The sequence below is a fragment of the Amycolatopsis nigrescens CSC17Ta-90 genome (assembly GCF_000384315.1).
Taxonomy (GTDB): domain Bacteria; phylum Actinomycetota; class Actinomycetes; order Mycobacteriales; family Pseudonocardiaceae; genus Amycolatopsis; species Amycolatopsis nigrescens.
The window spans coordinates 40,396-62,762 of sequence record NZ_ARVW01000001.1; the positions used below are offsets into that span (position 1 = coordinate 40,396).

General features: G+C 71.9%; 25 protein-coding genes. 12 read left to right on the forward strand and 13 right to left on the reverse strand.

Annotated features, from left to right (window positions below):
• Window positions 1–76 precede the first annotated feature (76 nt).
• The 5 genes from AMYNI_RS0100205 to AMYNI_RS0100225 form a co-directional block, all read right to left on the reverse strand.
• Window positions 77–739 (reverse strand): hypothetical protein, encoded by a 663-nt coding sequence (locus tag AMYNI_RS0100205; protein WP_020665934.1) that lies wholly within the window; start codon window positions 737–739, stop codon window positions 77–79.
• 33 nt (window positions 740–772) lie between these two features.
• On the reverse strand, window positions 773–1,783 hold the full coding sequence (locus tag AMYNI_RS0100210; protein WP_020665935.1) for an aminotransferase class V-fold PLP-dependent enzyme: 1,011 nt from the start codon (window positions 1,781–1,783) through the stop codon (window positions 773–775).
• 9 nt (window positions 1,784–1,792) lie between these two features.
• Complete coding sequence (locus AMYNI_RS43165; protein WP_157357201.1) at window positions 1,793–3,046, reverse strand: hypothetical protein; 1,254 nt, start codon at window positions 3,044–3,046, stop codon at window positions 1,793–1,795.
• A gap of 103 nt (window positions 3,047–3,149) precedes the next feature.
• Complete coding sequence (locus AMYNI_RS0100220; RefSeq protein ID WP_020665937.1) at window positions 3,150–4,685, reverse strand: PH domain-containing protein; 1,536 nt, start codon at window positions 4,683–4,685, stop codon at window positions 3,150–3,152.
• Window positions 4,682–5,194 (reverse strand): PH domain-containing protein, encoded by a 513-nt coding sequence (locus AMYNI_RS0100225; protein ID WP_040405403.1) that lies wholly within the window; start codon window positions 5,192–5,194, stop codon window positions 4,682–4,684. The genes AMYNI_RS0100220 and AMYNI_RS0100225 overlap by 4 nt, the downstream gene beginning before the upstream one ends.
• A gap of 90 nt (window positions 5,195–5,284) precedes the next feature.
• Between AMYNI_RS0100225 and AMYNI_RS0100230 the strand changes: the two genes are divergently transcribed.
• Window positions 5,285–5,899, forward strand: a complete 615-nt coding sequence (locus AMYNI_RS0100230) for a TetR/AcrR family transcriptional regulator (protein WP_026359886.1) — start codon at window positions 5,285–5,287, stop codon at window positions 5,897–5,899.
• Here AMYNI_RS0100230 and AMYNI_RS0100235 read toward each other — a convergent pair.
• The 3 genes from AMYNI_RS0100235 to AMYNI_RS0100245 all read right to left on the reverse strand — a co-directional run bounded on the left by AMYNI_RS0100235 (window position 5,874) and on the right by AMYNI_RS0100245 (window position 8,678).
• Complete coding sequence (locus tag AMYNI_RS0100235; RefSeq protein ID WP_020665940.1) at window positions 5,874–6,344, reverse strand: DUF1203 domain-containing protein; 471 nt, start codon at window positions 6,342–6,344, stop codon at window positions 5,874–5,876. The genes AMYNI_RS0100230 and AMYNI_RS0100235 overlap by 26 nt on opposite strands.
• A 126-nt stretch (window positions 6,345–6,470) precedes the next feature.
• Window positions 6,471–7,142, reverse strand: coding sequence for a GOLPH3/VPS74 family protein (locus AMYNI_RS0100240; RefSeq protein WP_020665941.1), 672 nt, complete (start codon window positions 7,140–7,142; stop codon window positions 6,471–6,473).
• A gap of 39 nt (window positions 7,143–7,181) precedes the next feature.
• A complete protein-coding gene (locus tag AMYNI_RS0100245; protein ID WP_020665942.1) occupies window positions 7,182–8,678 on the reverse strand; it encodes an ArnT family glycosyltransferase in 1,497 nt (498 codons plus the stop codon).
• Window positions 8,679–8,899: 221 nt separating this feature from the next.
• Between AMYNI_RS0100245 and AMYNI_RS0100250 the strand changes: the two genes are divergently transcribed.
• Window positions 8,900–10,144 carry a sensor histidine kinase gene (locus AMYNI_RS0100250; protein ID WP_020665943.1) on the forward strand — a complete coding sequence of 415 codons (1,245 nt, stop codon included), beginning with the start codon at window positions 8,900–8,902 and terminating at the stop codon, window positions 10,142–10,144.
• Window positions 10,119–10,769: a response regulator transcription factor gene (locus AMYNI_RS0100255; protein WP_026359888.1), complete on the forward strand. Its 651-nt coding sequence runs from the start codon at window positions 10,119–10,121 to the stop codon at window positions 10,767–10,769. Before AMYNI_RS0100250 ends, AMYNI_RS0100255 begins: the two co-directional genes overlap by 26 nt.
• Here AMYNI_RS0100255 and AMYNI_RS0100260 read toward each other — a convergent pair whose 3' ends face one another.
• Window positions 10,770–11,360, reverse strand: a complete 591-nt coding sequence (locus AMYNI_RS0100260; protein ID WP_020665945.1) for a TetR/AcrR family transcriptional regulator — start codon at window positions 11,358–11,360, stop codon at window positions 10,770–10,772.
• A gap of 183 nt (window positions 11,361–11,543) precedes the next feature.
• On the opposite strand from AMYNI_RS0100260, the gene AMYNI_RS0100265 reads away from it, so the two are divergent.
• Entirely contained in the window at window positions 11,544–12,260 is a 717-nt protein-coding gene (locus AMYNI_RS0100265) for a rhomboid-like protein (RefSeq protein ID WP_020665946.1), read from the forward strand.
• Between the two features lie 41 nt (window positions 12,261–12,301).
• Window positions 12,302–13,165: an NAD-dependent epimerase/dehydratase family protein gene (locus tag AMYNI_RS0100270; protein WP_020665947.1), complete on the forward strand. Its 864-nt coding sequence runs from the start codon at window positions 12,302–12,304 to the stop codon at window positions 13,163–13,165.
• On the opposite strand, the gene AMYNI_RS0100275 is transcribed toward AMYNI_RS0100270, so the two are convergent.
• The gene (locus AMYNI_RS0100275; protein WP_020665948.1) at window positions 13,123–13,539 is read right to left on the reverse strand and encodes a winged helix-turn-helix transcriptional regulator; all 417 of its coding nucleotides are present in this window, start codon (window positions 13,537–13,539) and stop codon (window positions 13,123–13,125) included. The two genes, AMYNI_RS0100270 and AMYNI_RS0100275, sit on opposite strands and share 43 nt — an antisense overlap.
• 97 nt (window positions 13,540–13,636) lie before the next feature.
• Between AMYNI_RS0100275 and AMYNI_RS0100280 the strand changes: the two genes are divergently transcribed.
• The 5 genes from AMYNI_RS0100280 (at window position 13,637) to AMYNI_RS0100300 (ending at window position 18,066) form a co-directional block, all read left to right on the forward strand.
• Window positions 13,637–14,410, forward strand: a complete 774-nt coding sequence (locus AMYNI_RS0100280; RefSeq protein WP_020665949.1) for an SDR family oxidoreductase — start codon at window positions 13,637–13,639, stop codon at window positions 14,408–14,410.
• A 245-nt stretch (window positions 14,411–14,655) separates the two neighbouring features.
• Window positions 14,656–15,549, forward strand: a complete 894-nt coding sequence (locus tag AMYNI_RS0100285; RefSeq protein ID WP_020665950.1) for an ABC transporter ATP-binding protein — start codon at window positions 14,656–14,658, stop codon at window positions 15,547–15,549.
• Window positions 15,546–16,355: an ABC transporter permease gene (locus tag AMYNI_RS0100290; protein WP_020665951.1), complete on the forward strand. Its 810-nt coding sequence runs from the start codon at window positions 15,546–15,548 to the stop codon at window positions 16,353–16,355. Before AMYNI_RS0100285 ends, AMYNI_RS0100290 begins: the two co-directional genes overlap by 4 nt.
• Window positions 16,352–17,461 (forward strand): sensor histidine kinase, encoded by a 1,110-nt coding sequence (locus AMYNI_RS0100295; protein WP_020665952.1) that lies wholly within the window; start codon window positions 16,352–16,354, stop codon window positions 17,459–17,461. The genes AMYNI_RS0100290 and AMYNI_RS0100295 overlap by 4 nt, the downstream gene beginning before the upstream one ends.
• On the forward strand, window positions 17,461–18,066 hold the full coding sequence (locus AMYNI_RS0100300) for a response regulator transcription factor (protein ID WP_020665953.1): 606 nt from the start codon (window positions 17,461–17,463) through the stop codon (window positions 18,064–18,066). Before AMYNI_RS0100295 ends, AMYNI_RS0100300 begins: the two co-directional genes overlap by 1 nt.
• A 25-nt stretch (window positions 18,067–18,091) precedes the next feature.
• On the opposite strand, the gene AMYNI_RS0100305 is transcribed toward AMYNI_RS0100300, so the two are convergent.
• On the reverse strand, window positions 18,092–18,805 hold the full coding sequence (locus AMYNI_RS0100305) for a GntR family transcriptional regulator (RefSeq protein WP_020665954.1): 714 nt from the start codon (window positions 18,803–18,805) through the stop codon (window positions 18,092–18,094).
• 60 nt (window positions 18,806–18,865) lie between these two features.
• Here AMYNI_RS0100305 and AMYNI_RS0100310 point away from each other — a divergent pair, with 60 nt between their 5' ends.
• Window positions 18,866–20,002 carry a CaiB/BaiF CoA transferase family protein gene (locus tag AMYNI_RS0100310; RefSeq protein WP_020665955.1) on the forward strand — a complete coding sequence of 379 codons (1,137 nt, stop codon included), beginning with the start codon at window positions 18,866–18,868 and terminating at the stop codon, window positions 20,000–20,002.
• On the forward strand, window positions 20,002–20,772 hold the full coding sequence (locus tag AMYNI_RS0100315; protein ID WP_020665956.1) for an enoyl-CoA hydratase/isomerase family protein: 771 nt from the start codon (window positions 20,002–20,004) through the stop codon (window positions 20,770–20,772). The genes AMYNI_RS0100310 and AMYNI_RS0100315 overlap by 1 nt, the downstream gene beginning before the upstream one ends.
• Before the next feature lie 23 nt (window positions 20,773–20,795).
• On the opposite strand, the gene AMYNI_RS0100320 is transcribed toward AMYNI_RS0100315, so the two are convergent.
• Both AMYNI_RS0100320 and AMYNI_RS0100325 read right to left on the reverse strand, forming a co-directional pair.
• Window positions 20,796–21,635, reverse strand: a complete 840-nt coding sequence (locus tag AMYNI_RS0100320) for a sulfurtransferase (RefSeq protein ID WP_020665957.1) — start codon at window positions 21,633–21,635, stop codon at window positions 20,796–20,798.
• Between the two features lie 51 nt (window positions 21,636–21,686).
• Window positions 21,687–22,145, reverse strand: a complete 459-nt coding sequence (locus AMYNI_RS0100325; protein WP_026359891.1) for a MarR family winged helix-turn-helix transcriptional regulator — start codon at window positions 22,143–22,145, stop codon at window positions 21,687–21,689.
• Between the last annotated feature and the right edge of the window lie 222 nt (window positions 22,146–22,367).

Sequence of the window (22,367 nt, forward strand, 5' to 3'; positions counted from 1 at the left end):
GCAGCGAAGGCCACCTTCGCTGCATTGAACGCAGGCAAGGTGGCCTTCGCTGCATCCGGGGAGAGGAGCGGGAGGGTTAGCGGAGGCGGTTGTTGAGTTGCAGGGCCTCGGCGCTGATTCGCTGGAGCAGGGCGTCGTCCTGGTGGCCCTGGAAGAACTCGGCCTCCACGATGGTCACCTCGCTGCCGGACACCCGCGAGTCGTACTGGCCGCCGGAGATCTTGGGCGCGTCCGGGATCTTGGCGGTGTTGTCCCGGATCAGGTCGTTCACGTTGCCGGTGTCGTCGGTGTCGGTGAGCGCCTTGAGGTCCACCGCCAGCTGCGGCGTCGGCATGGTCACCAGCGCCACCGACACCAGTGCCCTGGCCCCGCCCGAGGTGACCACGTAGAGCGCCCTGGAAAGACGCTGGCACGGATGCCCGGCGAACCACCGCTTGGTCTCGCCGTAGGAGTTGGCCGCGCAGTCGGTCGCCGCCACCGGGCCCTCGGCCGCGGTGAAGGTGAACTCCCCCGCCGGCTGGGTCTGCCCGCCCGCCACCGGCGAGGTCGGGTCCTCCTGGCGGACCAGCGTCCAGATCAGCCCGGAGACCACGGCCACCGCCAGCAGCCCGGCGCCCTGGATCAGGCGCCTGCTCTGCGGCCTGCGCTGCGGGCCACCGCCCGGCGGCGGGCCGGCCTGGACACGCCGCAGCGGCGCGGTGTCACCGACACCCGGGGAGAACTGCGCACCACCAACCACGGGCACATACGGTAGTTCACGCCCGCCGCGGACTCACCGGAACGCGGACAAAACCTGCTCGACGTCACTGAGCGTGTTGTAGAGGTGGAACCCGGCCCTGACCTTCCCGGCCCGCACGCCGACCGCCACCCCGGCCGCCTTCAGCCGCTCCGGGTCACCGGGGAAGGCCACGATCGCGGACCCCCGTTCCGGCAGGCCGAGGCTGGTCAGCAGCGTGTCGGCCAGGTGCACGCAGTGCGCCCGCACGGCCGCCATGTCCAGCCAGGACAGGTACCGCAGCGAGGCGGCGGCGCCGACATGCGAGAGCCAGACCGGTGACAGATCGAAACCGCGGGCCCCTTCGGCCAGCCGCAGCGGCAGCCCGTAGACGGACTGCCACGGGTCCGCTCCGGCATACCAGTTCGCGGCCACCGGCACGGTGCGTTGGGTGGCCCGCGGGTGCATCGCGAGCCAGGCCGCCCCGCGGGGCGCGAGCAGCCACTTGTAGCCGGCGGCCACCACCCAGTCGGCCCAGTCCAGCCGCAGCGGGGTCCAGCCGGCGGCCTGGGTGGCGTCCAGCAGCACCGGCACCCCGGCCGCCCGCAGCGCATCCAGGTCCACCTGCGCCCCGTTCGCGGACTGCACCACGCTGACCGCCACCAGGTCGTGATCCGGCGCGGCGGCGGGCAGTTCGGCGAGACCGGCCTCGGTCACCGTCACCCCGCGGCCGGCCTGCGCCGCGAACGGGAAGGTCAGGCTGGTGAACTCGCCCTCGGCGACCAGGACACTGGCACCGTCCGGCAACCCGGCCGCGACCAGCGAAACCAGCTGCGACACCGTGCTGCCGATGGCGACCCGGTCCGGCGGCACCCCGATCAGCCGCGCGAACCCCTCCCTGGACGCGGCGACCACCTCGTCGAAGTCCGCCGGCCTTGCCGCCCCGGTACGCCAGTTCCGCACCGCCTCGGCGACCGCGTCCGCGACCTCGGTGGTGGGCACACCGATGCTCGGCGTGTTCAGGTATCCGTCGGGAACGTCGAACCCGGCTCCGAAAGCGTTGCGCATACCGCCAGGCTAGCCACCGGCCGCCGTCTGTCCACTATGGACATCAATGAGCCTGGTGACGAGCAGGCCCCAGTCCTTGGTCCACTCCTCGTCGGCCACCAGGCCGGACGCGATGATGCCGGCGGTGCCGGGCACCCGCTCCAGGCCCAGGATCGAGCTCTGGCCGTTTTCCCCGGCCTGCGCGGCCACCTCCGGGGGCAGCGGCCCGGTCACCCAGGCCGACCCGGACCACCGCGCGAGCACCGAGTGCCGCCCGCCCTGCGGCCAGCCGCCGACCCACAGCGCGCCCGCACCGTCGGCCCCGGCGGCGTTGACCTCGCCGACCGGCACGGCCGGCATCGGCTGCCACCGTGCACCGTCCCAGCGCACCGCCATCGTCGCGGACGGAAAGTCCTCATCGGTCTTGCCGAAGGCGTACACCGAGCCCGGGCCGGCCGCGACCACCCGGTTGACCAGCCAGCCCGCCGGGTGTTCCGACGGGACCGGAGGCGCGGTCTGCTGCCATTCGGTGCCGTTCCAGTGGTACAGCAAGGGGGCGGGCTTGCCACCGGCGTCCCGCGTGCCGGCCGTGACCCAGACATCGCCGGGACCGGTGCCGTCGATGCCCCACGGCTCGACCGGCCCGCCGCCGGGAGCCGCGGGCAGCGGCACCGTCCGCCACTGCGCACCGTCCCAGTGCTCCAGCTGGTACCGGTACTCGTTGGCCGACGGGTTCCAGTCCATTGTGGTCAGCCAGGCCGAGTCCGCAGCGAAGGACTTCAGGTCGCCGGGAAACTGCAGCCAGCCCTCCGGCGGGGCCGGCCTGGCGACCGTGCTCCATGCCTTGCCGTCCCAGTGTTCCAGCACGATCGGCGTCCCGGCGGCGGCCACCGCGGCACCGGGCCGCAGCCGTTCCACCCCGGCCGGCGGGGATTGCGGTTTGGCATCCAGGTAGACCCCCGCCGCCAACGCGCCGTCCGGTGCGTGCGCGCTGACCAACTGGAGCTGCACCGGCCGGCCGCCGGTGTCCGCCGCCGGGACGTCGGACCACTCCGTGCCGTTCCAGTGCTCGATCGCGGCCTCGAAACCGGTACCGCCCGCGGCGGCCTTGCGGCCGACCGTCCAGGCATCCCGCGGCCCGGTCGCGGACACGTCGTAGAACAGCCGCGAAGCCGTGTCTCCCAGTGCCTGCCCCAGTTTCCATTCGGAGTCGGCCGGCGAACCGGCCGCCTGCCCGCCAACCGGCACCAGGAGCACCCCGGCCGTCAAGACCGCAATGAACACCGTGCTCCACCGTTTTCCCGCACCACCGTTCGCCATGGAATCCCTTTCCGCCGTAGCCGAGACACCTGGACCTACGGGTGAGGGCCGCGAAAGGTTGAGCGAGCTAGGAACGTTCCAGGAACGGCGCCAGCAGCTCGGGCACGGCCTCCTCGGCGAAGGCCAGGCCGTCGCTCTCCCCCACGTCGTACACCGAATACGCGCCGATGCCCGCGGCCGTGGTCGCGGTCAGCGTGATCAGCCCGGCGCGGCGCTGGAAGAACGACTGCTTGACCGTCCAGCCGATCACCCCGGCCCGCTCCAATGCGACCGTGCTGCGCCGCACCGTGCCGTGCCGCGACACCAGATAGCCGCCGGTGATGCCGTGCCCGAGGTTGCGGTAGGCGTCCAACGCGAGCAGCACGCCGATCGGTAGCAGCGGCACCGCGAGTATCCAGGCCAGGGTCAGCAGCACGTCGGTGAGCAGCAGGCCGAGCACAGCCAACGCCACCACCGGTACCAGCACCCCCACCAGCCACCAGCGCAGCCGCCTGCCGCGGGCGGCGACCGGATGCCCGGACAGCCGCACCGCGACGGTCGGCGAGACCGGTTCGGACAGCACGTCGGCGGCCACCTGGTTCGCCACCGCGAGCGGGACGGCGGGCAGCAGCGTGTGGTAGTCGGTCTTCTCGGAGTCCTTCTGCTGGCGCATCCCGGTGGCCACCGCGTCCACCCTGGCCGCGCCGACCAGCCGGTTGCCGATCGGCTCCACCACGTCCACCCCGCGCAGCCGCCGCTCCTCCACCGAGATCGACCGGGTGGTAAGCAGGCCGCGGCGGACCCGCAGGGTGCCGCCGGGCTCGCGCTCCAGCCGGTAGTTCCACCACATCTCCACGAACAGGCCCAGCGAGCCGATCACCCCGACGCCCAGCGCGACCACCACCAGGATCAGGATCGCGACCACCAGCGGGACACCCCGGAACAGGTCGAGCGCCCAGTCGATCACGCCGCGCTCCGCGCCGAACCACTCGGCCACCCGCATCAGCGCGCCGCCGGCCGCGAGACCGATCAGCGGGGCCACGAAGGAGACCGGCGCGTACCGGATCCAACTCCAGTCCAGCCTGGCCAGCGGCGCGTCCGGGTCACGGTCGCCGGGCCCGGCGGGAGCGGACACCGTGCGTTCGAGCAGCTCGATCCGCAGGCGCTCGGCCTCCGCCCTTGGCAGCAGGTTCAGCTTCACCCTGGAGTTCTCGGTCTTTTCGTGCTGCCCGGTGCCCACGTCGAGCACGGCCAGCCCGAACAGCCGTTGCAACGGGTTGGCGGTGACGTCCACGCTGCGGATGCGCTCCCTCGGCAGCGACCGCCGCGACCGGACGACCAGCTGGAAGCGCAGCTCGAACCGCCGGCCGGTGACCCGGTAGCGGGTCGCGCGCCAGCGCAGCAGCTCGGCCAGCGCGCTGCCCGCGGTGAGCAGCACGGCGAACGGCAGCACCCAGGCCAGCGCGACGCCGAAGGACTTGCCGTCCGCGATACCGATCGCGATGGGCACCCCGGCGCCGACGGACACCCCGGCCATGGTGATCGCGCCGACCGTGACGATCCGCTTGTCGAGTCGTTGCCACGGCTCGGTTTCCGGCGCTTCGAGCGCGTCCTGCTCGCTCACGTGGCATCACCGGGGGTGGCCTGGGTGGTCTCGGTGAGCTGCTCGGCCAGCGCGGCAGCCAGTTCGTGGTCGAGCCCTTCGATCTTGACCGCGCCCCGCGAGGACGCCGTGGTCACGGTGACCGTGGCGAGCTTGAAGGCCTGTTCGAGCGGGCCGCGTTTGGTGTCCACGGTCTGGATCCGCGACATCGGCGCCACCCGCCACTCCTGGAAGAAGTAGCCGGTCCTGGTGTACACGGCGGTGTCGGTGACCTCCCAGCGGTGCACCCGGAACCACCAGACCGGCATCAGCGCCACCACGAGCAGCCCCAGCACGGCCAGCACCGCGGCGGGCCCGAGCAGCCAGGCGCGGGCCGGCGCGATGAACAGACCCAGCACGAGCAACGGCAGCACCGGCACCGCGAACAGGATCAGCAGCTGGACCCGCCACCAGTTCCTGACCCGATCGTTCAGCTCGTTCCGCGGCGGCCGCAGCCGCACCTGCGGCCGTTCCGATACTTGCCCCGACACCTGGACCCCCTGGTTTCGTTTACAATGCGAACGCATCGTAAACGGGGCTGGCCAGAACTGGCAAACCGCACGGCAGACGAGGAGGTGCTGGTGCCGAAACAGGTCGACCACGACGAACGGCGGCGGCAGCTGGCCGAGGCGCTGCTGCGGCTGACCGCCACCAAGGGGCTGGAAGCGGTCAGCCTGCGGCACGTGGCCGCCGAGGCGGGCGTGTCGATGGGCTCGGTGCAGCACTACTTCCGGACCAAGGACGAAATGCTGCTGTTCGCCCTGCAGCACCAGGCCGAACGACGGGAAAGCCGGATCAGGGAGCGGGTGCTCGCGGTCAGCGCCGACCCGAGCCCGAGGACGGTGCTGCGGGCCTGCCTGGTGGAGGTCCTGCCCACCGACGAGCAGAGCACCCAGGAGTACCTGGTCGGGGTCGCCTACTTCATCCGGGCGCTGGCCGAGCCTTCGATGCGCGAGAGCTACACCAACGGCTTGCCGGAAGTGATCGGTTTCTTCGCCGACCAGATCCGCATCGCCCAGCGAGCCGGGGACGCCGACCCCGGCGCCGACCCGGAGCGGGAGGCGGCCATCCTGTGGGCCCTGTCCGACGCGCTGGGCACCTCCATCCTGCTCGGCCAGCTGCCTCCAGCGGAGTCTGTGTCCACAGTGGACTATTACCTGGACAGGCTGTTCAGTCCCGGACCGCCTCGAACATGAAGCAGCCGTGCCCGAGGTTGTGGCTGTGCACCCGGACCGCCCCCGGATCGGCGAGCAGCGCCTCGATCACCTTCGCCGGCTCCACCCCGTCGTGCACTTCGGACTCCAGGATCCAGCCGCGCTCGTCGTAGGAACGGACCGCCTGCGGGCGGCCGAGCCAGCCGGCCGGATAGCCGTCGCCCACCGCGCCGCCGCAGTCCCGCTCGTGCGCGAACACCGCGCCGATCTGCCGGTACGGGCTGGGGCCGCCGATCTCCTGCTCGTAACCGAACAGGATGAGCTCCTCGCCCGGCGCGGCGTCGCGAAGGCAGCAGCGCAGCGGCCAGCCGGTCTCGCCGTCGGGCACGGTCATCCGCTGCACGGGGTTGGCGGACGCGTCCAGGCCGGTGCGCCGGACGAGGTCGAGCGTGGCGGCGGGAATCGGGTTCACCCGGAAAGAAGTCATGCGCCCAGCCTTCCCGCTCCTTCCCCCACCTTCTGGCGGTTTCCCGCCTTCACGCTCCCCACCCGGCAAATAGCCGGCTTTTCGCCCTGGCGCCGAAGGGCAAAAAGCCGGCTATTTGCCTTTGGGTCAGGAGCCGCCGTGGCCGTTGTTGGCGGCGATGGCGGCGTTGCGGGCGGCCCGCAGTTCCTTGAGCACCTTCCGCAGCGCGGGCACGGCGCCGCCGCCGCGTTCCTCCAGCGCCCGGAGCCGGTCCGCGTACCGGCGCCGGTCCCGGCCGGACACCACCGATTTCACCTCGGCGGCGGCGACCAGCGCGGTCAACGCGGCGATCCCGCGCTCCAGCCGTGCCGGGGGCTGCCCGCCGCGCAGCGCGTCGTCCACCTGGGACCGCAGCCGCCGCACCACGGCCGGATCGGTGACCCGGACCCGGCTGCGGGGGAACAGGCCGAGCACCCTCGAGCGCCGCACCTCGATCAACGCTGCGGCCGAGAGCTGGTCCTCCACCGAGCGCAGCGCGGACCGGAAGTCCTTGCGCACCCAGTGTTTCCACTTCCTCGGCCGGTCTGCCCTGTCTTCGACGATCTGCCCGAGCAGTTCGTCGAGCACGTCGTCCCCGGTGGAGCCGCGCCCGGCCGGGCGCGGCGAGCCGCCGTCGTCGGCCAGCCGGCCGCGGATCAGCAGCTCGGTGAGCCCGGCCGCGCGCACCAGGTAGCCGGTGCGCTGCCGGTCGCGCACCCGCTGCCGGTCCAGGTCGCAAGCCAGCAGGTAGGCCTGCGTTGGCAGGGCGAGTTCGGTCATGCCGGTACCTTCCTCAGTGTCCACAGTCATTGTTCCCAGTCACTGCCGCCGCAGCTCCGGCCAGATCTCGGCCCACGGCCGGATCCGGTCGTGGAATGTCCACACCAGACCGTCCACGACCGTCGCACTGCCGGTGAAGTACGGCCGGAGCAGTCCCGGATCGAAGCCGAGAAACAGCACGTTCTCCGCCGACTCCGGTGGTGCGCCGAAGTACCAGTACCCGCGATGTCCACTGTAGACACCCTCGATTCCGTACCGCGGCCCGAAGTACTCCACGGCGGAGGCGAACGGGTAGATCTCGGAGAAGACCGTGGTGCGCGCCCGCTCCTCCGGCGGCAGCGCCGCGTAGATCCCGCCGACCAGGTCCGCGAGCTGTTCCTGCTGACCCTCCGCCTTCGCGAAGGTCGAGCCCAGGGTGAACGGGCCGACCGCCGCGGGCATCCGCTCCGCCAGCGCCGGCGGGTAGACCGGCAGCGCGGCCACGGTGACCACCGCGGACAGCACGAACGCGGGCCAGGCCACCGCCTTCCACCAGCGCACCAGGTTCCGCCGCGACAGCTCCACCGCGGCCGCCGCGAACGGCAGCGCGAGCAGGCTGAGCGCGTAGTAGGAACGGCCGCCGGAGAACAGGAAGGCGAGGAAGGTGGCGAGCACGGCCACCCCGAGGAACCGGAACGGCCGCAGCGCGGGCGCGCGCAGCAGCCGCCAGAGGCCGTAGAGGAAACCGAGCACCCCGACCCCGACCCCGGCGCTGAGCAGTCCGTCCCGCAGGAACACTCCCGCACCGGGGAACTCGGCCCGCACCACCTCGCCCATCCGGGTGTACGGCCAGTCGTGCGTGGCCTGCCAGATCAACGTGGGTACCGTGGCCAGCGCCGCGAACGCCGCCCCGGCCCAGAGCTTCGGCCGCCGCAGCAGCTCGCGCGGGCCGAGCACCAGCGCGCTGAGCGCGATCAGCGCCCAGTACGCCGGGATCAGGAACTTGGTCTGCAGCGAGACCGCGGTGACCAGGCCGGCCAGCAGCAACAGCCGGTCGTCGCGCAGCCGGACCCAGCGCACCAGCAGCCAGGTGAGCAGCGTCCAGAAGAACGGGTCGAGCACGTAGGTGCCGATCCAGTGGTTGAGCACCATCAGCCCGGAGGTGGCGCTGAACGCCGCGGCCAGCACCTGGGCCGTCCGCCGCCCGCCGAGCTCGCGGGCGATCAGCGCGGTGACCACGATGCCGGCCGCGGCGGCCAGGGTGTAGGGCAGCCGCAGCGCGACCAGCGAGCCGGGGAACAGCGTGTCCAGCGCGCCGGCCAGCGCCGGCACCAGTGGCGGCTGGTCGAAATACCCCCAGTCCAGGTGATCTCGACCGGCCATCAGGAAGTACAGCTCGTCGAACCCGTGCCCGTACCGCCCGCTGGTGACCAGCAGGAGCACGCCGGCGAGACCGGCTATCAGCAGGACCGGCGCGGCCGCGAACCTCGGCGCCCCGGCCGCCGGCACCCCCGCGTCGGCCGTCCCCCTCGCGCCCACCTCGCCCGCTGTGTCCACTGTGGTCACTCCTTTCCGCTCTCCCCGGCGTGCTGCGCACAGTCCAGCGCAGCGGCGGAGCGCGGCGGGAGCGGAAGAGGAGGCGGGTCCGGTGCCGAAAGTTGCCCGGTTCGCGGGCACCCGCAACTTTCGTGGATCACCGGGTGAGCGAAGGTGGTGTTCTCCGGGCGGCGCCCGGCGGCACTGGTTACCGTGACCGGGTGACCAGCACGTGCCCTCGGGTGCCCCGGCGGTTCGCGCTGTGGCCGAGCCGCGTCGAAGGCGTCATCGTGGTGGCGGTCGCACTGGCCTTCGTCGCACTCGACGTCCTGATGAACACGTTCGGCCCGCCGACCACCGGCTGGGCTGGTCCGCACGCGGCGCTCGTCCTGCAGGTCGCCCTCGACCTTTCGCTGATCGGGATCTTCCGCTTCCCGAAGACGGTCGCCGCGCTGCTCGTCGCGGGCGCGCTGGCCCTGCTCTACTCCGCACAGGTGGAACCCGGCCTGTTCGCGCCGACCGATCCGCTCAGCCTGTCCACCGTGCCCACCATCACCCCGGTGATCTGCGGTCCGCTGATGCGGGTTTTCGACCGCCGGACGGCGCTGGCCGTGCTCGGGGTGCTCACCGTGCTGGCCAGCAGGCCGTGGGACCCGAGCTGGGCCGTCACCCCGTTCGGGCTGCTCAGCACCGCGCTGCCGGCGGTCATCACGATGTACGTCGAGGCGCGCAAGCAGCTGCTCAAGTCGCTGCGCGACCGGGCGGAACGGGCCGAACGGGAACAGCAGCTGCTCGCCGAACAGGCCAGGGCGGCGGAGCGCCGACGGCTGGCGGCCGAGATGCACGACGTGGTCACCCACCGGCTGAGCCTGATGGTGCTGCAGGCCGGTGCGCTCGGCGTGGTCTCGAAGGAGGAGCCGGTGCAGACCGCCGCGGAACGGATCCGGGTGGCCGGCACCCAGGCGCTGGACGAACTGCGCGACCTGGTCGGCGTGCTGCGGGACGAGACGGTCGAGGGCGAGGTGGCCAGCCGCTCCGGGTCCGACCAGGAGGACCGGCCGGACCCGGCGGTGCTGGTCGCCGAATCGGCCTCGGTCGGCATGCCGGTCGAGTTGGTCGTGCACGGCGCCGCCGACGAGCTCTCGCCGACCGTGGCCCGCACCGCCTACCGGCTGGTGCAGGAGGCGCTGACCAACGCGCGCAAGCACGCGCCTGGCGGAAAGGTCCGGGTCGAGCTGGACTACCGGCCGGACGGGGTGCGGGTCAGCGTGCGCAACTCGGCCGGCACCAGCGCCCCCGATCCGGTGCTGGCCGCCAGCGGGTCCGGGGCCGGCCTGCTCGGGCTGCGGCAGCGGGTCGAGCTGATCGGCGGCAGCCTGCACACCGGCCGCACACCCGGCGGCGGCTTCGAGCTCGGTGCGATACTGCCCGCGTACGTCCCCACGGCAGAGAGTGCACGACATGATCCGGGTAGCCGTCGTCGATGACGAGCCCATGGTGTGCGCGCATCTGCACACCATCCTCGGCTCGGCCGAAGACATCGACGTGGTCGCACAGGCGCAGGACGGGGCCGAAGCGGTGGAGGCCGTGGTGCGGCACCGGCCGGACGTGGTGCTGATGGACCTGCGGATGCCGGGGGTGGACGGGCTGACCGCGATCGAGCGGATCATGCGGCTGCCGGACCCGCCCGCGGTGGTCGCGCTGACCACCTTCGACGCGGACACCTACGTGATGCGGGCGTTGCGCGCGGGGGCCTCCGGGTTCCTGGTCAAGTCGACCCCGCCGGAGGACCTGATCGGCCTCGTCCGGGTCGCCGCGGACGGGCACACCGTGCTCTCCCCCGAGGCCGCCCGGCGGCTGGTCGCCGCGTCCAGCGACGGCAAGCGGCGCTCCGAGCACGCCCGGCACCGCACCGCGGAACTGACCGAGCGGGAGATCGACGTGCTCACCTGCCTCGGCGAGGGACTGTCCAATGCGGACATAGCGGGCCGGCTGCACCTGTCCGAGGCGACCGTGAAGAGCTACGTCTCCCGGATGCTGGTCAAGCTGGACTGCTCGAACCGCACCCAGGCCGGGCTGCTCGCGCACGAGGCCGGCCTGGTCACCCACTGATCAGCTTCGCGCGCTGGCGTCCACGGAGCTCATGAGGGACGCGAAGAGCACGCGAAGGTGACCGCGCGCCCTGCCCCAGCGGGCTTCCAGCTCCTTGGCGTCGCGGGTGGCCCAGCTGGCGATCAGGATGCCGCGGACCACGTCCATCGCGGTGTAGACCGCGTGCAGGAACTCCGGGTGGCCGGCGTAGGCGGGCAGCAGCACCTTGCCGAACTCGACCAGGCTGGTGGTGGCGATCGGCTCCACCACGGCCATCTGACGGCGCAGGTCCGGATCGGTGCGGGCGGCCACCCACAGCTCCACGGTCGCGGAGAACACCGGCCCCTGGTGCATTTCCCAGAGCAGCTGGAGCGCGTCGCCGACCGGGTCCGCGGACGCCTTGAGCCGGTCCAGCTCGCCCAGCGCGACCTCGGTGCGCTTGGCGGCCAGGTGCCGGATCGCGGAGGTCACCAGGTCCGCCTTGGTCGGGAAGTGGTGCACCTGCGCGCCCCTGGTCACCCCGGCGCGGTCGGCGACCCTGGTGGTCGTGGTGCCCGCGTAGCCGTACTCGACCAGGCACTCGATGGTCGCGTCCAGCAGCCGCTGGCGCATCGCCGCGCTGCGTTCCTCCTGGGTGCGACCGGTGCGGGTGGCACGTCCACCGTTCGATTCTCGGGGCGCTGACATGCGGGTAACTCTATGCTGCCGCGACAGTGCTCCACCTGGCTCTACCTCGAGCGCTACCGGGAGTCTTGCTGGGACCGTCCTCAGGTTCGGCCGGTGATAATCAGCGCCATGCGCCACGGCGACCCGCGACCGGCACCCGATGGCCGGGTCCCGCGCCTGGTCAGGCTGCTGCCACGGCCGTCGAACACGCCGTTCACCTTCTGGTATCTCGCGGTGCTGCTGGCCACCACGGCGGTGCTGCACCTGGTCCCCCGGCAGGTGACCGACCGGCTGCTCGCGCTGTCCAGCACCGACGCGCACAACCTGGCGCAGCGGCCGTTGCTGTCGCTGCTCACCAGCGCGCTCTGGCTCGAAGACGCCAAGTGGATCCCGTACCTGGTGATCTTCGCGCTGACCATCGCGCCGCTGGAGCGCCGGATCGGCCCGTGGTGGACGGCCACGATCTTCGTCAGCGGTCATCTGCTGGCCACGCTCGCCACCGAGCTGCCGGTGCTCTGGGCGATCAACGCGCAACTGCTGTCCCCGCAGGACTCCCACTGGCTGGACATCGGCGTCAGCTACGGCTTCTTCGCCACCTGCGGCGCCCTGCTGCCCACGTTGCGACGCCCGTGGCGGACCTGGACCGTGCTGCTGGTGGAGGGCCTGATCGTGCTGGTGTACCTGACCGACGGCCCCGGCACGCTGCCGGGAGTGGTCACCTTCGCCGGCCACCTGATCGCGCTGCACCTTGGCATGTTCGCCTGGCGCCCGTGGCTGCGCCGCCGGAACCTGCTGGATCTGGTCCCGTCGCCCAGCCCGCAGCTGGACCACCGAACCTCCTCCTGACTGGTCCATCCGGCTGGGCCAGTTCCGCATAGGGTCGGGCCATGCATCTGTTCCTGGCCGGGTCCACCGGCGTCATCGGTGAACGGCTCGTGCGCACGCTGACCGGCGGCGGTCACCGGGTCACCGCCCTCACCCGCAGGACGGCCAAGGCGCCCGGGCTGCGCGCCCTCGGCGCCGAACCCGTGGTGGCGGACGTTTACGACCGGGACGCGCTGATCGCGGCGGTCCGGCTGGCCGCCCCGGACGTGCTGCTGCACCAGCTGACCGACCTCGGCGCGGGCGACCTGGCCGGCAACGCCGCGCTGCGCCGGGACGGCACCCGCAACCTGGTCGACGCGGCGCACGCGGCCGGGGTCCGGCGGATGATCGCGCAGAGCATCTCGTGGGCCTACGCCGGCGGCTACGCACCGGCCGACGAGCAGACCCCGCTCGACCTGACCGCGCCGGAACCGCGGCAGACCACCGTTTCCGGGGTGGCGGCGCTGGAATCGGCGGTGCTGGAGGTGGCCGAGCCAGTGGTGCTGCGGTACGGCCTGTTCTACGGGCCCGGTACCTGGTTCGAGCCGGACGGGCTGCGCGCCGAGGATGCCCGCGCCGGACGGCTGACCGTCTGCGACGACATCACCAGCTTCGTGCACATCGAAGACGCCGCCGACGCGGCGGTGGCCGCGCTGGACTGGGCACCGGGGATCGTGAACATAACCGACGACGAGCCGGCACCGGCCCGCGAATGGATGCCGGCCTTCTGCACGGCCGTCGGCGCGCCCGCTCCCGGAGAAACCACCGACACCGGCGGGCGGGCGGACTGGGCGCGCGGCGCGGACAACCACCTGGCCCGCGAAGTGCTCGGCTGGACTCCGCGCTACCCGAGCTGGCGGGCCGGTTTCACCGACGGGCTCCGCTGAGCCAACTCGTCGTGTTTCTGTTGTGCGGCAAAGATCTGCGGGGCGTGCTCGCCGATCCAGTCGACCAGCTGCCGGTAGGCGTCGGTAAGGCCGTGGCCGAGCGCGGTGAGCTCGTAGCTGACCTGCGGCGGGGTGGTCGGCTCCACGGTGCGCTCGATCAGCCCGTCCCTGGCCAGCACCCGGAGGTTCTGCGCGAGCATCTTCTCGCTGATCCCCCCGATCTTGTCGCGCAGCTGGTAGAAGCGCAGCGGCCCGTTCCGCAGTGCGGTGAGCACCAGCGTGGCCCAGCGGGCGCTGACGTGGTCCAGGATCGCGCGGCCAGGGCAGTCGCGATCGAACAGGTCGTGCCCGCCCAGCCTGATGTCGTCCTTCACGAACCCGAGCTTACCTCAAGGTACGTCCTTACCAATGGTTAGCCGAAGCGCTAGCCTGGCCATCTGATCATCGACGTCTGGGGCAGGGAGCGGAAAAGTGACCGAACAGCGGAAAATCGCACTGGTCAGCGGGGCCAGCCGGGGTATCGGCGCGGCGACCGCGCGGGAGCTGGGCCGGCGCGGCCACCACGTGATCGTCAACTACCACCGCAGCGCGGACGCCGCCGCGGCCGTGGTCTCCGCGATCGAGGCCGAGGGCGGCACCGCGCAGCGGACGAAGGCGGACGTCTGCGATCCCGGCCAGGTCGCCGAACTCGTCGCCGGGGTGCGCCGGGAGCACGGGCGGGTGGACGCGCTGGTGTGCAACGCCAACACCGAACAGCCGCCGTGGGAGCCGTTCGCCACGCTGCCATGGGAGACCTTCATCGGCAAGGTGGACCGGGAGCTGGCCGGCAGCTACTTCCTGACGCAGGAGGTACTGAAGATCATGAAGGAACAGCGCGGCGGCCGGATCGTCTACCTGTCCAGCATCGCCGCGGACCACGTCGGCACCAGTATCGCGCATTCCTCGGCGAAAGCGGCGCTGAACGCGTTCGGCAAGCACATCGCCTCCGACGCAGGACCGTACGGGATCAACGTCAACATCGTGGCACCCGGCGCGGTCCGCACGGACGCCACCAGCGACGTGATCGACGACGCGGTGTCCGAACGGCTGACCGGACGTTCCGTGCTGGGCCGGGTCCTCGAACCCGAAGACCTCGCCAACACGATCGCACTCTTGGTCGACGACGCCTTCCGCGGCGTCAGCGGCGTGGTCCTCCAGGTCGACGCCGGCTTCGACGTCCTCAAACCCGGCCTCCTCAAACCCTGACCGCCCGCTGGTTCCGCCGCTCCCGTCCGCGTGTTGGCCGTTCCCGTCCGCGTGTTGGCCCTTCCCGTCACCGAGTTGGCCCAACTCGGCGTCGCGAACGGCCAACACGGTGCCGTGGACGGCAAACACGGCAGCGACCGGAGCTGGAGGGAGCTGACATTCGTCACTTCACGGAGGTGACGGCCATTCACTACCGGCGGTGACCCCGATCGGCGAACGTTGTCGCAGCGACGAGAGGGGTCATCGTGAACACGGTGCTGGACATCCGCTCCGCCAGGCACAGCTACGGGGAGACCGTGGCGCTGGACGGGGTGGACCTGACGGTGGGGGCGGGCGAATGCGTGGTCCTGCTCGGGCCGAACGGCGCGGGCAAGACCACACTGGTGAACCTGTCGATCGGCCTGCTCGGCACCCAGCAGGGGGAAATCAGGGTGGCCGGCGGTGATCCGCGGGTCGCCGCGACCCGCCACGCGATCGGCGTGGTGCAGCAGTCGCTCGGTTTCCCGAACACCCTGAAGGTGGGCGAACTGGTCGCCGGGGCCGCGGTGCGCGGCGGCCGGGAGCGGGCCGCGGCCGGGCCGGTGCTGACCGAGCTCGAGCTGGCCGGGTTGGCGAAACGCCGCGCCACCAAGCTCTCCGGCGGCCAGAAACAGCGCCTGCAGCTGGCCATGGCGCTGGTCACCGAACCGGCGCTGCTGGTGCTGGACGAGCCGACCGCCGGGCTGGACGTGCCGGCCCGGCGCCGGCTCTGGCAGACGCTCGCGCAGCGCCGCGCCCGTGGCGCCGGAGTGCTGGTGACCACCCATCTGATCGAGGAGTCGGCGGCGGTCGCAGACCGCGTGGTGGTGCTCGACCGCGGCCGGGTGCTGGCGGCAGGACGGCCCGACGAGCTGATCGCCCGGCTGCCGGACCGCACCGTGGTCGCCGAAACCCGGCTCGGGCCGGACCGGCTGGCCAGGCTGACCGGAGTGCTGTCGGTGCACGCCGCCGGGCGGCTGGTCCGCCTGCGCACCCGCGAACCGGAAGCGCTGCTGCGTGACCTGCTCACCGCGGACCCGGAGCTGACCGGGCTCCGGGTGGAGGACGCCGGGCTCGAAGAGGCCGTGGTCAGCCTGATCGAGGAAGGAGTAGCGGCATGACCGCACCCGCGCACACCAAGGAAAACACCGGAGAAATCAGCCTCACCCGGTCCGCGGCGGGCACCGGCTATCTCGCGCGGGTGTTCCGGGCGGAGGTGGCGGACGAGCTGAAGGGCATCGTCCGGGAGCCCACCGCGCTGTTCTTCTCGGTGCTCATGCCGGTTGGTTTCTTCGCCCTTTTCAGCACGATGTTCAGCGGCGACAGCACCGGCGGCATTCCGGCCGCGACCAGCATGCTGGCCACCTTCGGCACCTTCGGCGTGCTGTCGGTGACCCTGATGAACCCCGGCATCACCGTGGCGCAGGACCGGGAACGCGGCTGGCTGCGGGCCAAACAGGTGTCCGCGGTGCCGATCGGCGTGACGCTGGCGGCGAAGGTGACCGCCGCGCTCTGCTACGCGGTCGGGGTGCTGCTGGCGATGACCGGCGCGGCCGCGCTGACCGGGTCCATGGGGGTCACGCCGGTCCAGCTGCTCCGGCTGGACCTGGTGCTGCTGCCCGGCGCGCTGCCGTTCGCGCTGCTCGGTCTCGCGGTCGGCTTCCAGGCCGGGCCCAACGCGGCGGCCGCCATCCTGAACGCCTTCCTGATGCCGTCCGCGGTGGTGTCCGGGCTCTGGATGCCGCTGGAGGTCCTGCCCGATGCCTTCGCGCACATCGCGCCGTACCTGCCCACCTACCACCTGGCCCAGGTCGCGCTGGCGCAGGTCCGCGGCGGCGCGGTCGGCGGGCATCTGCTGGTGCTGCTCGGCATGACCGTGCTCGCCGCCGCACTGGCCGCGGTGTCCTATCGTCATAGCCGGCCATGACGACTTATCAGCACTCCGCGAAAGGCGCCGCGAACCTGCGGCGCCCGGAGAGCTGGATCCACCTGGTCTACCTGGCGACGCCGTTGTTCCAGCCGGTGTTCTCCGGCGCGACCAGGGACTGGGTGCTGGCCATCGTGACGATCGGCGGATTCCTGCCGATGTGGGCGCTCTCCGCGCTGTACCCGGCACGCACGCGCTGGCTGTGCGCCATTCCGGCGACCGTGCTGGGCACCTTGCTCACCCCGTTCCTCGCCGGCGCGTCCATCCTGTTCGTCTACGTGGCGGCGGCGGTGGGCCTGGCGGAGTCCCGCCGGACCGCGCTGCGCTGTTTCGCCGGGCTGACCCTGCTGGTGGTGCTGCTGACGCCGGTGACGCAGACCCCGATGCCGTGGCGGCTGTGGGCACTGGCGCCCACCGTGCTGTTCATCTGGATCATCGGCGTGGTCCAGATCGGGGAGGCGTGCCGACGGCGCGAGTCGGCCGACCTGCGGCTGCGCCACGCCCGCGCCGAACGCCTGGCCACCCTGGCCGAGCGCGAGCGCATCGCGCGGGACCTGCACGACCTGCTCGGGCACACGCTGACCGCGGTGGTGATCAAGGCACAGCTGGTGCGGGAGCTGGTGGAGCTGGACCCGGCCAGGGCGCGCACCGAAGCCGACGGCATCGAGAGCACCGCGCGGGAGGCGCTCAGCGAGGTCCGCGCGGCGATCACCGGCTGGCGGCAGTCCAGCCTGGACACCGAACTGGAGACCGCTTCCGGCACGCTGTCCAGCATGGGCGTGACACTGACCGTGCAGCGGGAAGGCGACCTGACCCTGATGGGCCCCGCCGAGCACGAGCTGGCACTGGCCCTGCGGGAGGTGCTGACCAATGTGGCCAGACATTCCGGCGCGCGCACCTGTCACGTGGCGATCGGCGCGGACTCCGGTGAGCTGCGGCTGGTGGTCGCGGACGACGGGAGGGGCGGGGACGTCGTGGAGGGCAACGGGCTGACCGGAGTACGGGAGCGGATCACCGCGCTGGGCGGGCAGATCCGGCGTTCCGGCACAGTGGGCACTTCGGGTACCACGGTGACCATCGGGGTGCCGCTGGAGGTGGCGACCTGATGGCGATCAGGGTGGTGCTGGCCGAGGACCAGGGCATGGTGCTCGGCGCTTTCGCGTCCCTGCTCGACCTCCAGCCGGACATCGAGGTGGTGGCCACCGCGGCCGACGGCGGCCAGGCACTCGCCGCGGTGCGGGAACATCGGCCGGACATCCTGCTGACCGACATCGAGATGCCGGGGCGGACCGGGCTGGACGTCGCCGCCGAGCTGCACGCGGCCGGCGACGAGGTACGCGTGCTGATCGTGACCACCTTCGCCCGCAGCGGTTATCTGCGCCGGGCGCTGGAGGCCGGGGTCAGCGGCTACGTGCTTAAGGACGCTCCGATCGGCGAGCTGGTGGCCGCGCTGCGCAAGGTGCACGCCGGTGAGCGGGTGGTGGCCGCGGAACTGGCGATGGCGGCCTGGGACCACGCGGACCCGCTGACCAACCGGGAACGGGAGCTGCTGCGCCACGTGGCGGACGGGGCGACGAACGCCGAGCTGGCCGAACGGTTCCACCTGGCCGAGGGCACCGTCCGCAACTACCTGTCCACCGCACTGGCCAAGCTGGGCGCCCGCAACCGCACCGAAGCCGCGAACACCGCCCGTTCCCGCGGCTGGCTCTGACCCGCTCCCCTGGGCAAAAAGCCGGCTATTTGCCCGGCCGGAGGGTGGCGAGCCAGGCGCGGGATTGGGGGGTCGCACCGTCCAGCTGGTCGACGACCTCGGCCAGGAAGTTCTGGTGGCCGTGCTCGGCGAAGGCGGCGCGGACCGTCGCGGGGTCCCCGGTCTCGATCGCCCGCAGCAGCGCGCGGTGGCGTTCGACGTTGCCGGCCAAGGTTTCGGAGTCCCGCATCGCGCTGCGGTTCATGCCCATGCACAGCCTCAGTTGCAGGGACATCGCGCGGTAGGCGGCGGTCAGCCTGGTGTGCCCGGCCAGCCCGATGATCGCGAGGTGGAAGGCGAAGCCCTGCTCGGTGACGGCGCCGTCGTCCCCGGCGGCGGCCGCCGCTTCCAGCGCGGCGAGCGCCTCCCGGCAGGGCCGCAGCAGCAGGGTGTCGCGGACCGGCACGCCCAGCCGCACGGCCATCTCCTCCAGCTCGTTGCGCAGGGTGATGATCTCGTAGACGTCGTGCTGGGTCATCGGGGTGACCACCGCTCCCCGCCGCGGATGCTGCACGACCAGCCCTTCGTGCTCCAGCACCTTCAGCGCCTCGCGCAGCGGCGGGCGGGACACCCCGAGCAGCTCGGTCAGCCGGTTTTCCACCACCCGCTCACCAGGGGAAAGCTCGCCGCCGAGGATCATGCCGCGCACCGCGTCCGCGGCCAGCACGGCCATGCTGGGCGGGGTCACCAAGCGGTTCATACCCAACTCCCTAATCATGGTCTATTGTCTACTATAGACCACACAGGAAGGGGCCGCCGGATGCCCGAGGGACCGTTGCCGCCGCTGGCCGGGTTGACCGTGCTGGAGGTCGGCGCCTACATGGCCGCACCGTTCGCCACCCTGCAACTGGCCGATCTCGGCGCGCGGGTGCTCAAGATCGAAAGCCCGGACGGCGGCGACCAGGTGCGCTCGGTCGGGCCCTTCGTCGACGGCGAAAGCTCCGCGTTCGTCCGGCTCAACCGCAACAAGGAGTCCGTCGCGCTGGACCTGAAGTCGCCCGAGGGCAACGCCGCGTTCCGGCGGTTGGCGGCCGAGGCGGACGTGCTGGTGGAGAACCTCCGGCCGGGCGCGATGCGCCGGCTCGGCCTCGGCTACGAAAGCCTGCGAGCGGACAACCCCCGGCTGATCTACGCCTCCGCCTCGGGCTGGGGGCAGGACGGCCCGCTCGCGGACCTGCCCGGCCTGGACATCATGGCTCAGGCGCGCAGCGGGCTGATGAGCGTGACCGGCTTCCCCGGCGGCGAACCGGCCAAGGTCGGGGTGCCGATCTGCGATCTGACCTGCGCGCTGTACGTCGCGCTCGCGGTCACCGCGGCCCTGCGCGAGCGGGACCGCTCCGGCGAGGGCCAGTTCATCGACGTGTGCCTGCTCGAATCCGGGGTGTCGCTGGCGGTCTGGGAGGCCGGGATGTACTTCGGCGACGGGACGGTTCGCGAGGCGAGCGGTTCCGCACACCAGAGCACCGCGCCGTACCAGGCGGTGCGCAGCAGCGACGGGTACGTGACCATCGGCGCCAACACCCCGAACACCTGGACCGCCTTCTGCGCCGCACTCGGCCTCGACGCACTGCTGGACGACGAGCGTTACGCGGACGCCTACACCAGGCTGCAGCACCGGGCGGAGCTGATCGCGGAAATCGAGCGGGTCACCGCACTGCGCAGCACGGAGTCCCTTGTGGACACTCTCAACGCGGCGGGGGTGCCGTGTGCGCCGATCGCCGGTTACGCCGAGGTCTTCACCGATCCGGGACTGCGGGAACGCGACTTCTTCTGGGACGCACCACATCCGGCACTCGGCTCGGTCCGGCAGGTCGGCTCGCCGATGCGGTTCTCCCGCACCCCGGTGCGCCGCGGCAACGCCGGGCCGCCGCTGGGCAGCACGACGGAGCCGGCGTGATGAGCGGCGAGGAGTTGCTGGTCGACGCCGCCGGCCCGGTGCTCACCGTCACCTTCAACCGGCCGGCCCAGCGCAACGCGATGACCTGGGCGATGTACCAGGGACTGGCCGAAGCCTGCGCCCGCGCGGACCGGGACGAGCGGATCAGGGTGCTGGTGCTGCGCGGCGCCGGCGGCAAGGCTTTCGTGGCGGGCACGGACATAGCCCAGTTCGCCGAGTTCACCGACGGCGCCGACGGGGTGGCCTACGAGCGGCGGATCAGCGAGATCGTCGGCGGGCTGGCCGCCGTGCGGGTGCCCACGGTGGCCGCCATCGACGGCTACTGCGTCGGCGGCGGCCTCGCCATCGCGGCGGCCTGCGACCTCCGGCTGGCCGGCCAGGACGCCCGGTTCGGCGTGCCGATCGCGCGCACCCTCGGCAACTGCCTGTCCACCGACTCCCTTTCCCTGCTGGTGCACCGGTTCGGCGAGTCGCGCACGACGGAGATGCTGCTCACCGCGCGGCTGCTGACGGCGGAGGAAGCCCGCTCGGCCGGTTTCGTGCTGACCGTGACCGACGAACTGGACAGCGCGCTCGCGCACACCGTCGAACGCCTGCTCGGCCACGCGCCGCTGAGCATGTGGGCCACCAAAGAGGGCCTGCGGCGGCTGCGCGACACCGAGCGGCCCGGCGACGAGGACATCATCGCCAAGGTCTACGGCTCCGCGGACTTCCACCACGCGGTCGAAGCCTTCACCCGCAAGGAGCCCCCGCGCTGGAGCGGCCACTGAGATGTCGCTCCAACGTGGACTGTCTACTTAGGATCAGCGCCGCGGGCGACCTCGCGGGTCGGGTCGGTGATCCAGTCGCTCCACGAGCCCACGTACAGTGCGGCGTCGAAACCGGCCAGCCGGAGCGCGAGCACCTCGTGTGCCGCGGTCACGCCCGATCCGCAGTAGGCGGCCACTTCGGAGTCCGGCGTGATGCCCAGCCCGGCGAACCGCTCGCGCAGCTCCGGCACCGGGCGAAAGCGACCTTCGGCGTCGACGTTCTCCGCGGTGGGTGCGGAGACCGCGCCCGGAATGTGCCCGGCGACCGGGTCGATCGGCTCAACCTCGCCGCGGTAGCGCTCGGCGGCCCTGGCATCGAGCAGGATCCCGTTCCGCGCGAGTCCTGACACCTCGGCCGCGGTCACCATCGGCACCGCACCCGGCCGCACGGTGAAGTCGCCCGGTTCCACGGCCGGCTCGTCGCCGGTGGCCGAGGGGAAGCCCGCCCGCACCCATGCCTGGTAACCGCCGTCTAGCACCCGCACGTCGGGATGCCCGTGATAGCACAGCATCCACCACAGCCTGGCCGCGATCGTCGAGTCCCGGCGGTCGCAGACCACGACCGGCCGGTCATGGCGGACGCCCAGCCGGCGCAGGGTCTCGCCGAACGCGGCCGGATCCGGCAGCGGGTGCCGCCCGCCGTCACCGGGCGGCGCGGCCAGTTCCGTGTCGAGCTCGGCGTACCGCGCGCCGGGGATGTGCCCCTCCCGGAACTCGCTGATCCCCGGCGGCCCACCGGGCGTCCAGCGCACGTCGAGCACCACCGGCGGCGCCGTCCCGTCGATCGCCGCCCGCAAGCCCTCCACCGACACCAGCACACCCATGCGTTCCCTCTCGTTCTTCAGGCTGAAAAGGACAGTACACAATGGACTAAATCAGCCAGCGGTCCGGCGCTGCCGTTTCGTCACCTGATGCAGGACGTCCTTGAACCGGCCGTAGCACTCCCGGCCCAGCGCGCGGGAGTGCCGCCGCTCGATGGCGCTCATGATCGAGTCGGCGGTCCTGATCTGGTCCAGCCCGCGCGCGGTCGGACACACCAGCTTGGCCCGCCGGTCCACGGGATCCGGATGCCGTTCCACGTAACCGAGGCGCTCCAGCTCGTCGATCACCGTGCCGACCACCTGCTTGTGCTGTCCGGAGAGCCTGGACAGCTCACTGGCCCTGATCCCGGCCCGGTCCAGATAGACCATGACCGCGCCGTGGCGGGGCTGGAGGTCGTCGAAGCCCTTGGCGGCCAGTGACCGGAACAGCTCGTTCTGCACCGAGAAAAGCAGGCGCCCGGCGAGCACGCCCAGGTTCGGGTCCGCGTCCACACGGTCGGCGCGAGTATTCAAGACGGCTCCCTGGCACTGCGTCGTTTGGCCCTGCGTCGTCTGCTGCCGATGTCGTTGCTGCCAATGAAAATGTAGTTGTCGCCGGTCCTTGACTCCGGGCAGCCATCCCGCTAGCACGAGACAGGCGATCAGTCTCGTGGCATCCGGGTGATCCTGGCCGCCGCCGAGGTTCAGACCACCGTCCTCAACGGCCTCGGGCCGCGCATGAGCGGGCCCGCGTGT

What these genes read in the sequence shown, in the direction of transcription:
- AMYNI_RS0100210 (WP_020665935.1), bottom strand. Translation starts at nt 1,783, where the DNA reads ATGCGCAACGCTTTCGGAGCCGGGTTCGACGTTCCCGACGGATACCTG.
- AMYNI_RS0100235 (WP_020665940.1), bottom strand. Translation starts at nt 6,344, where the DNA reads ATGACTTCTTTCCGGGTGAACCCGATTCCCGCCGCCACGCTCGACCTC.
- AMYNI_RS0100240 (WP_020665941.1), bottom strand. Translation starts at nt 7,142, where the DNA reads ATGACCGAACTCGCCCTGCCAACGCAGGCCTACCTGCTGGCTTGCGAC.
- AMYNI_RS0100255 (WP_026359888.1), top strand. Translation starts at nt 10,119, where the DNA reads ATGATCCGGGTAGCCGTCGTCGATGACGAGCCCATGGTGTGCGCGCAT.
- AMYNI_RS0100260 (WP_020665945.1), bottom strand. Translation starts at nt 11,360, where the DNA reads ATGCGCCAGCGGCTGCTGGACGCGACCATCGAGTGCCTGGTCGAGTAC.
- AMYNI_RS0100265 (WP_020665946.1), top strand. Translation starts at nt 11,544, where the DNA reads ATGCGCCACGGCGACCCGCGACCGGCACCCGATGGCCGGGTCCCGCGC.
- AMYNI_RS0100270 (WP_020665947.1), top strand. Translation starts at nt 12,302, where the DNA reads ATGCATCTGTTCCTGGCCGGGTCCACCGGCGTCATCGGTGAACGGCTC.
- AMYNI_RS0100290 (WP_020665951.1), top strand. Translation starts at nt 15,546, where the DNA reads ATGACCGCACCCGCGCACACCAAGGAAAACACCGGAGAAATCAGCCTC.
- AMYNI_RS0100295 (WP_020665952.1), top strand. Translation starts at nt 16,352, where the DNA reads ATGACGACTTATCAGCACTCCGCGAAAGGCGCCGCGAACCTGCGGCGC.
- AMYNI_RS0100300 (WP_020665953.1), top strand. Translation starts at nt 17,461, where the DNA reads ATGGCGATCAGGGTGGTGCTGGCCGAGGACCAGGGCATGGTGCTCGGC.
- AMYNI_RS0100305 (WP_020665954.1), bottom strand. Translation starts at nt 18,805, where the DNA reads ATGAACCGCTTGGTGACCCCGCCCAGCATGGCCGTGCTGGCCGCGGAC.
- AMYNI_RS0100310 (WP_020665955.1), top strand. Translation starts at nt 18,866, where the DNA reads ATGCCCGAGGGACCGTTGCCGCCGCTGGCCGGGTTGACCGTGCTGGAG.
- AMYNI_RS0100315 (WP_020665956.1), top strand. Translation starts at nt 20,002, where the DNA reads ATGAGCGGCGAGGAGTTGCTGGTCGACGCCGCCGGCCCGGTGCTCACC.
- AMYNI_RS0100320 (WP_020665957.1), bottom strand. Translation starts at nt 21,635, where the DNA reads ATGGGTGTGCTGGTGTCGGTGGAGGGCTTGCGGGCGGCGATCGACGGG.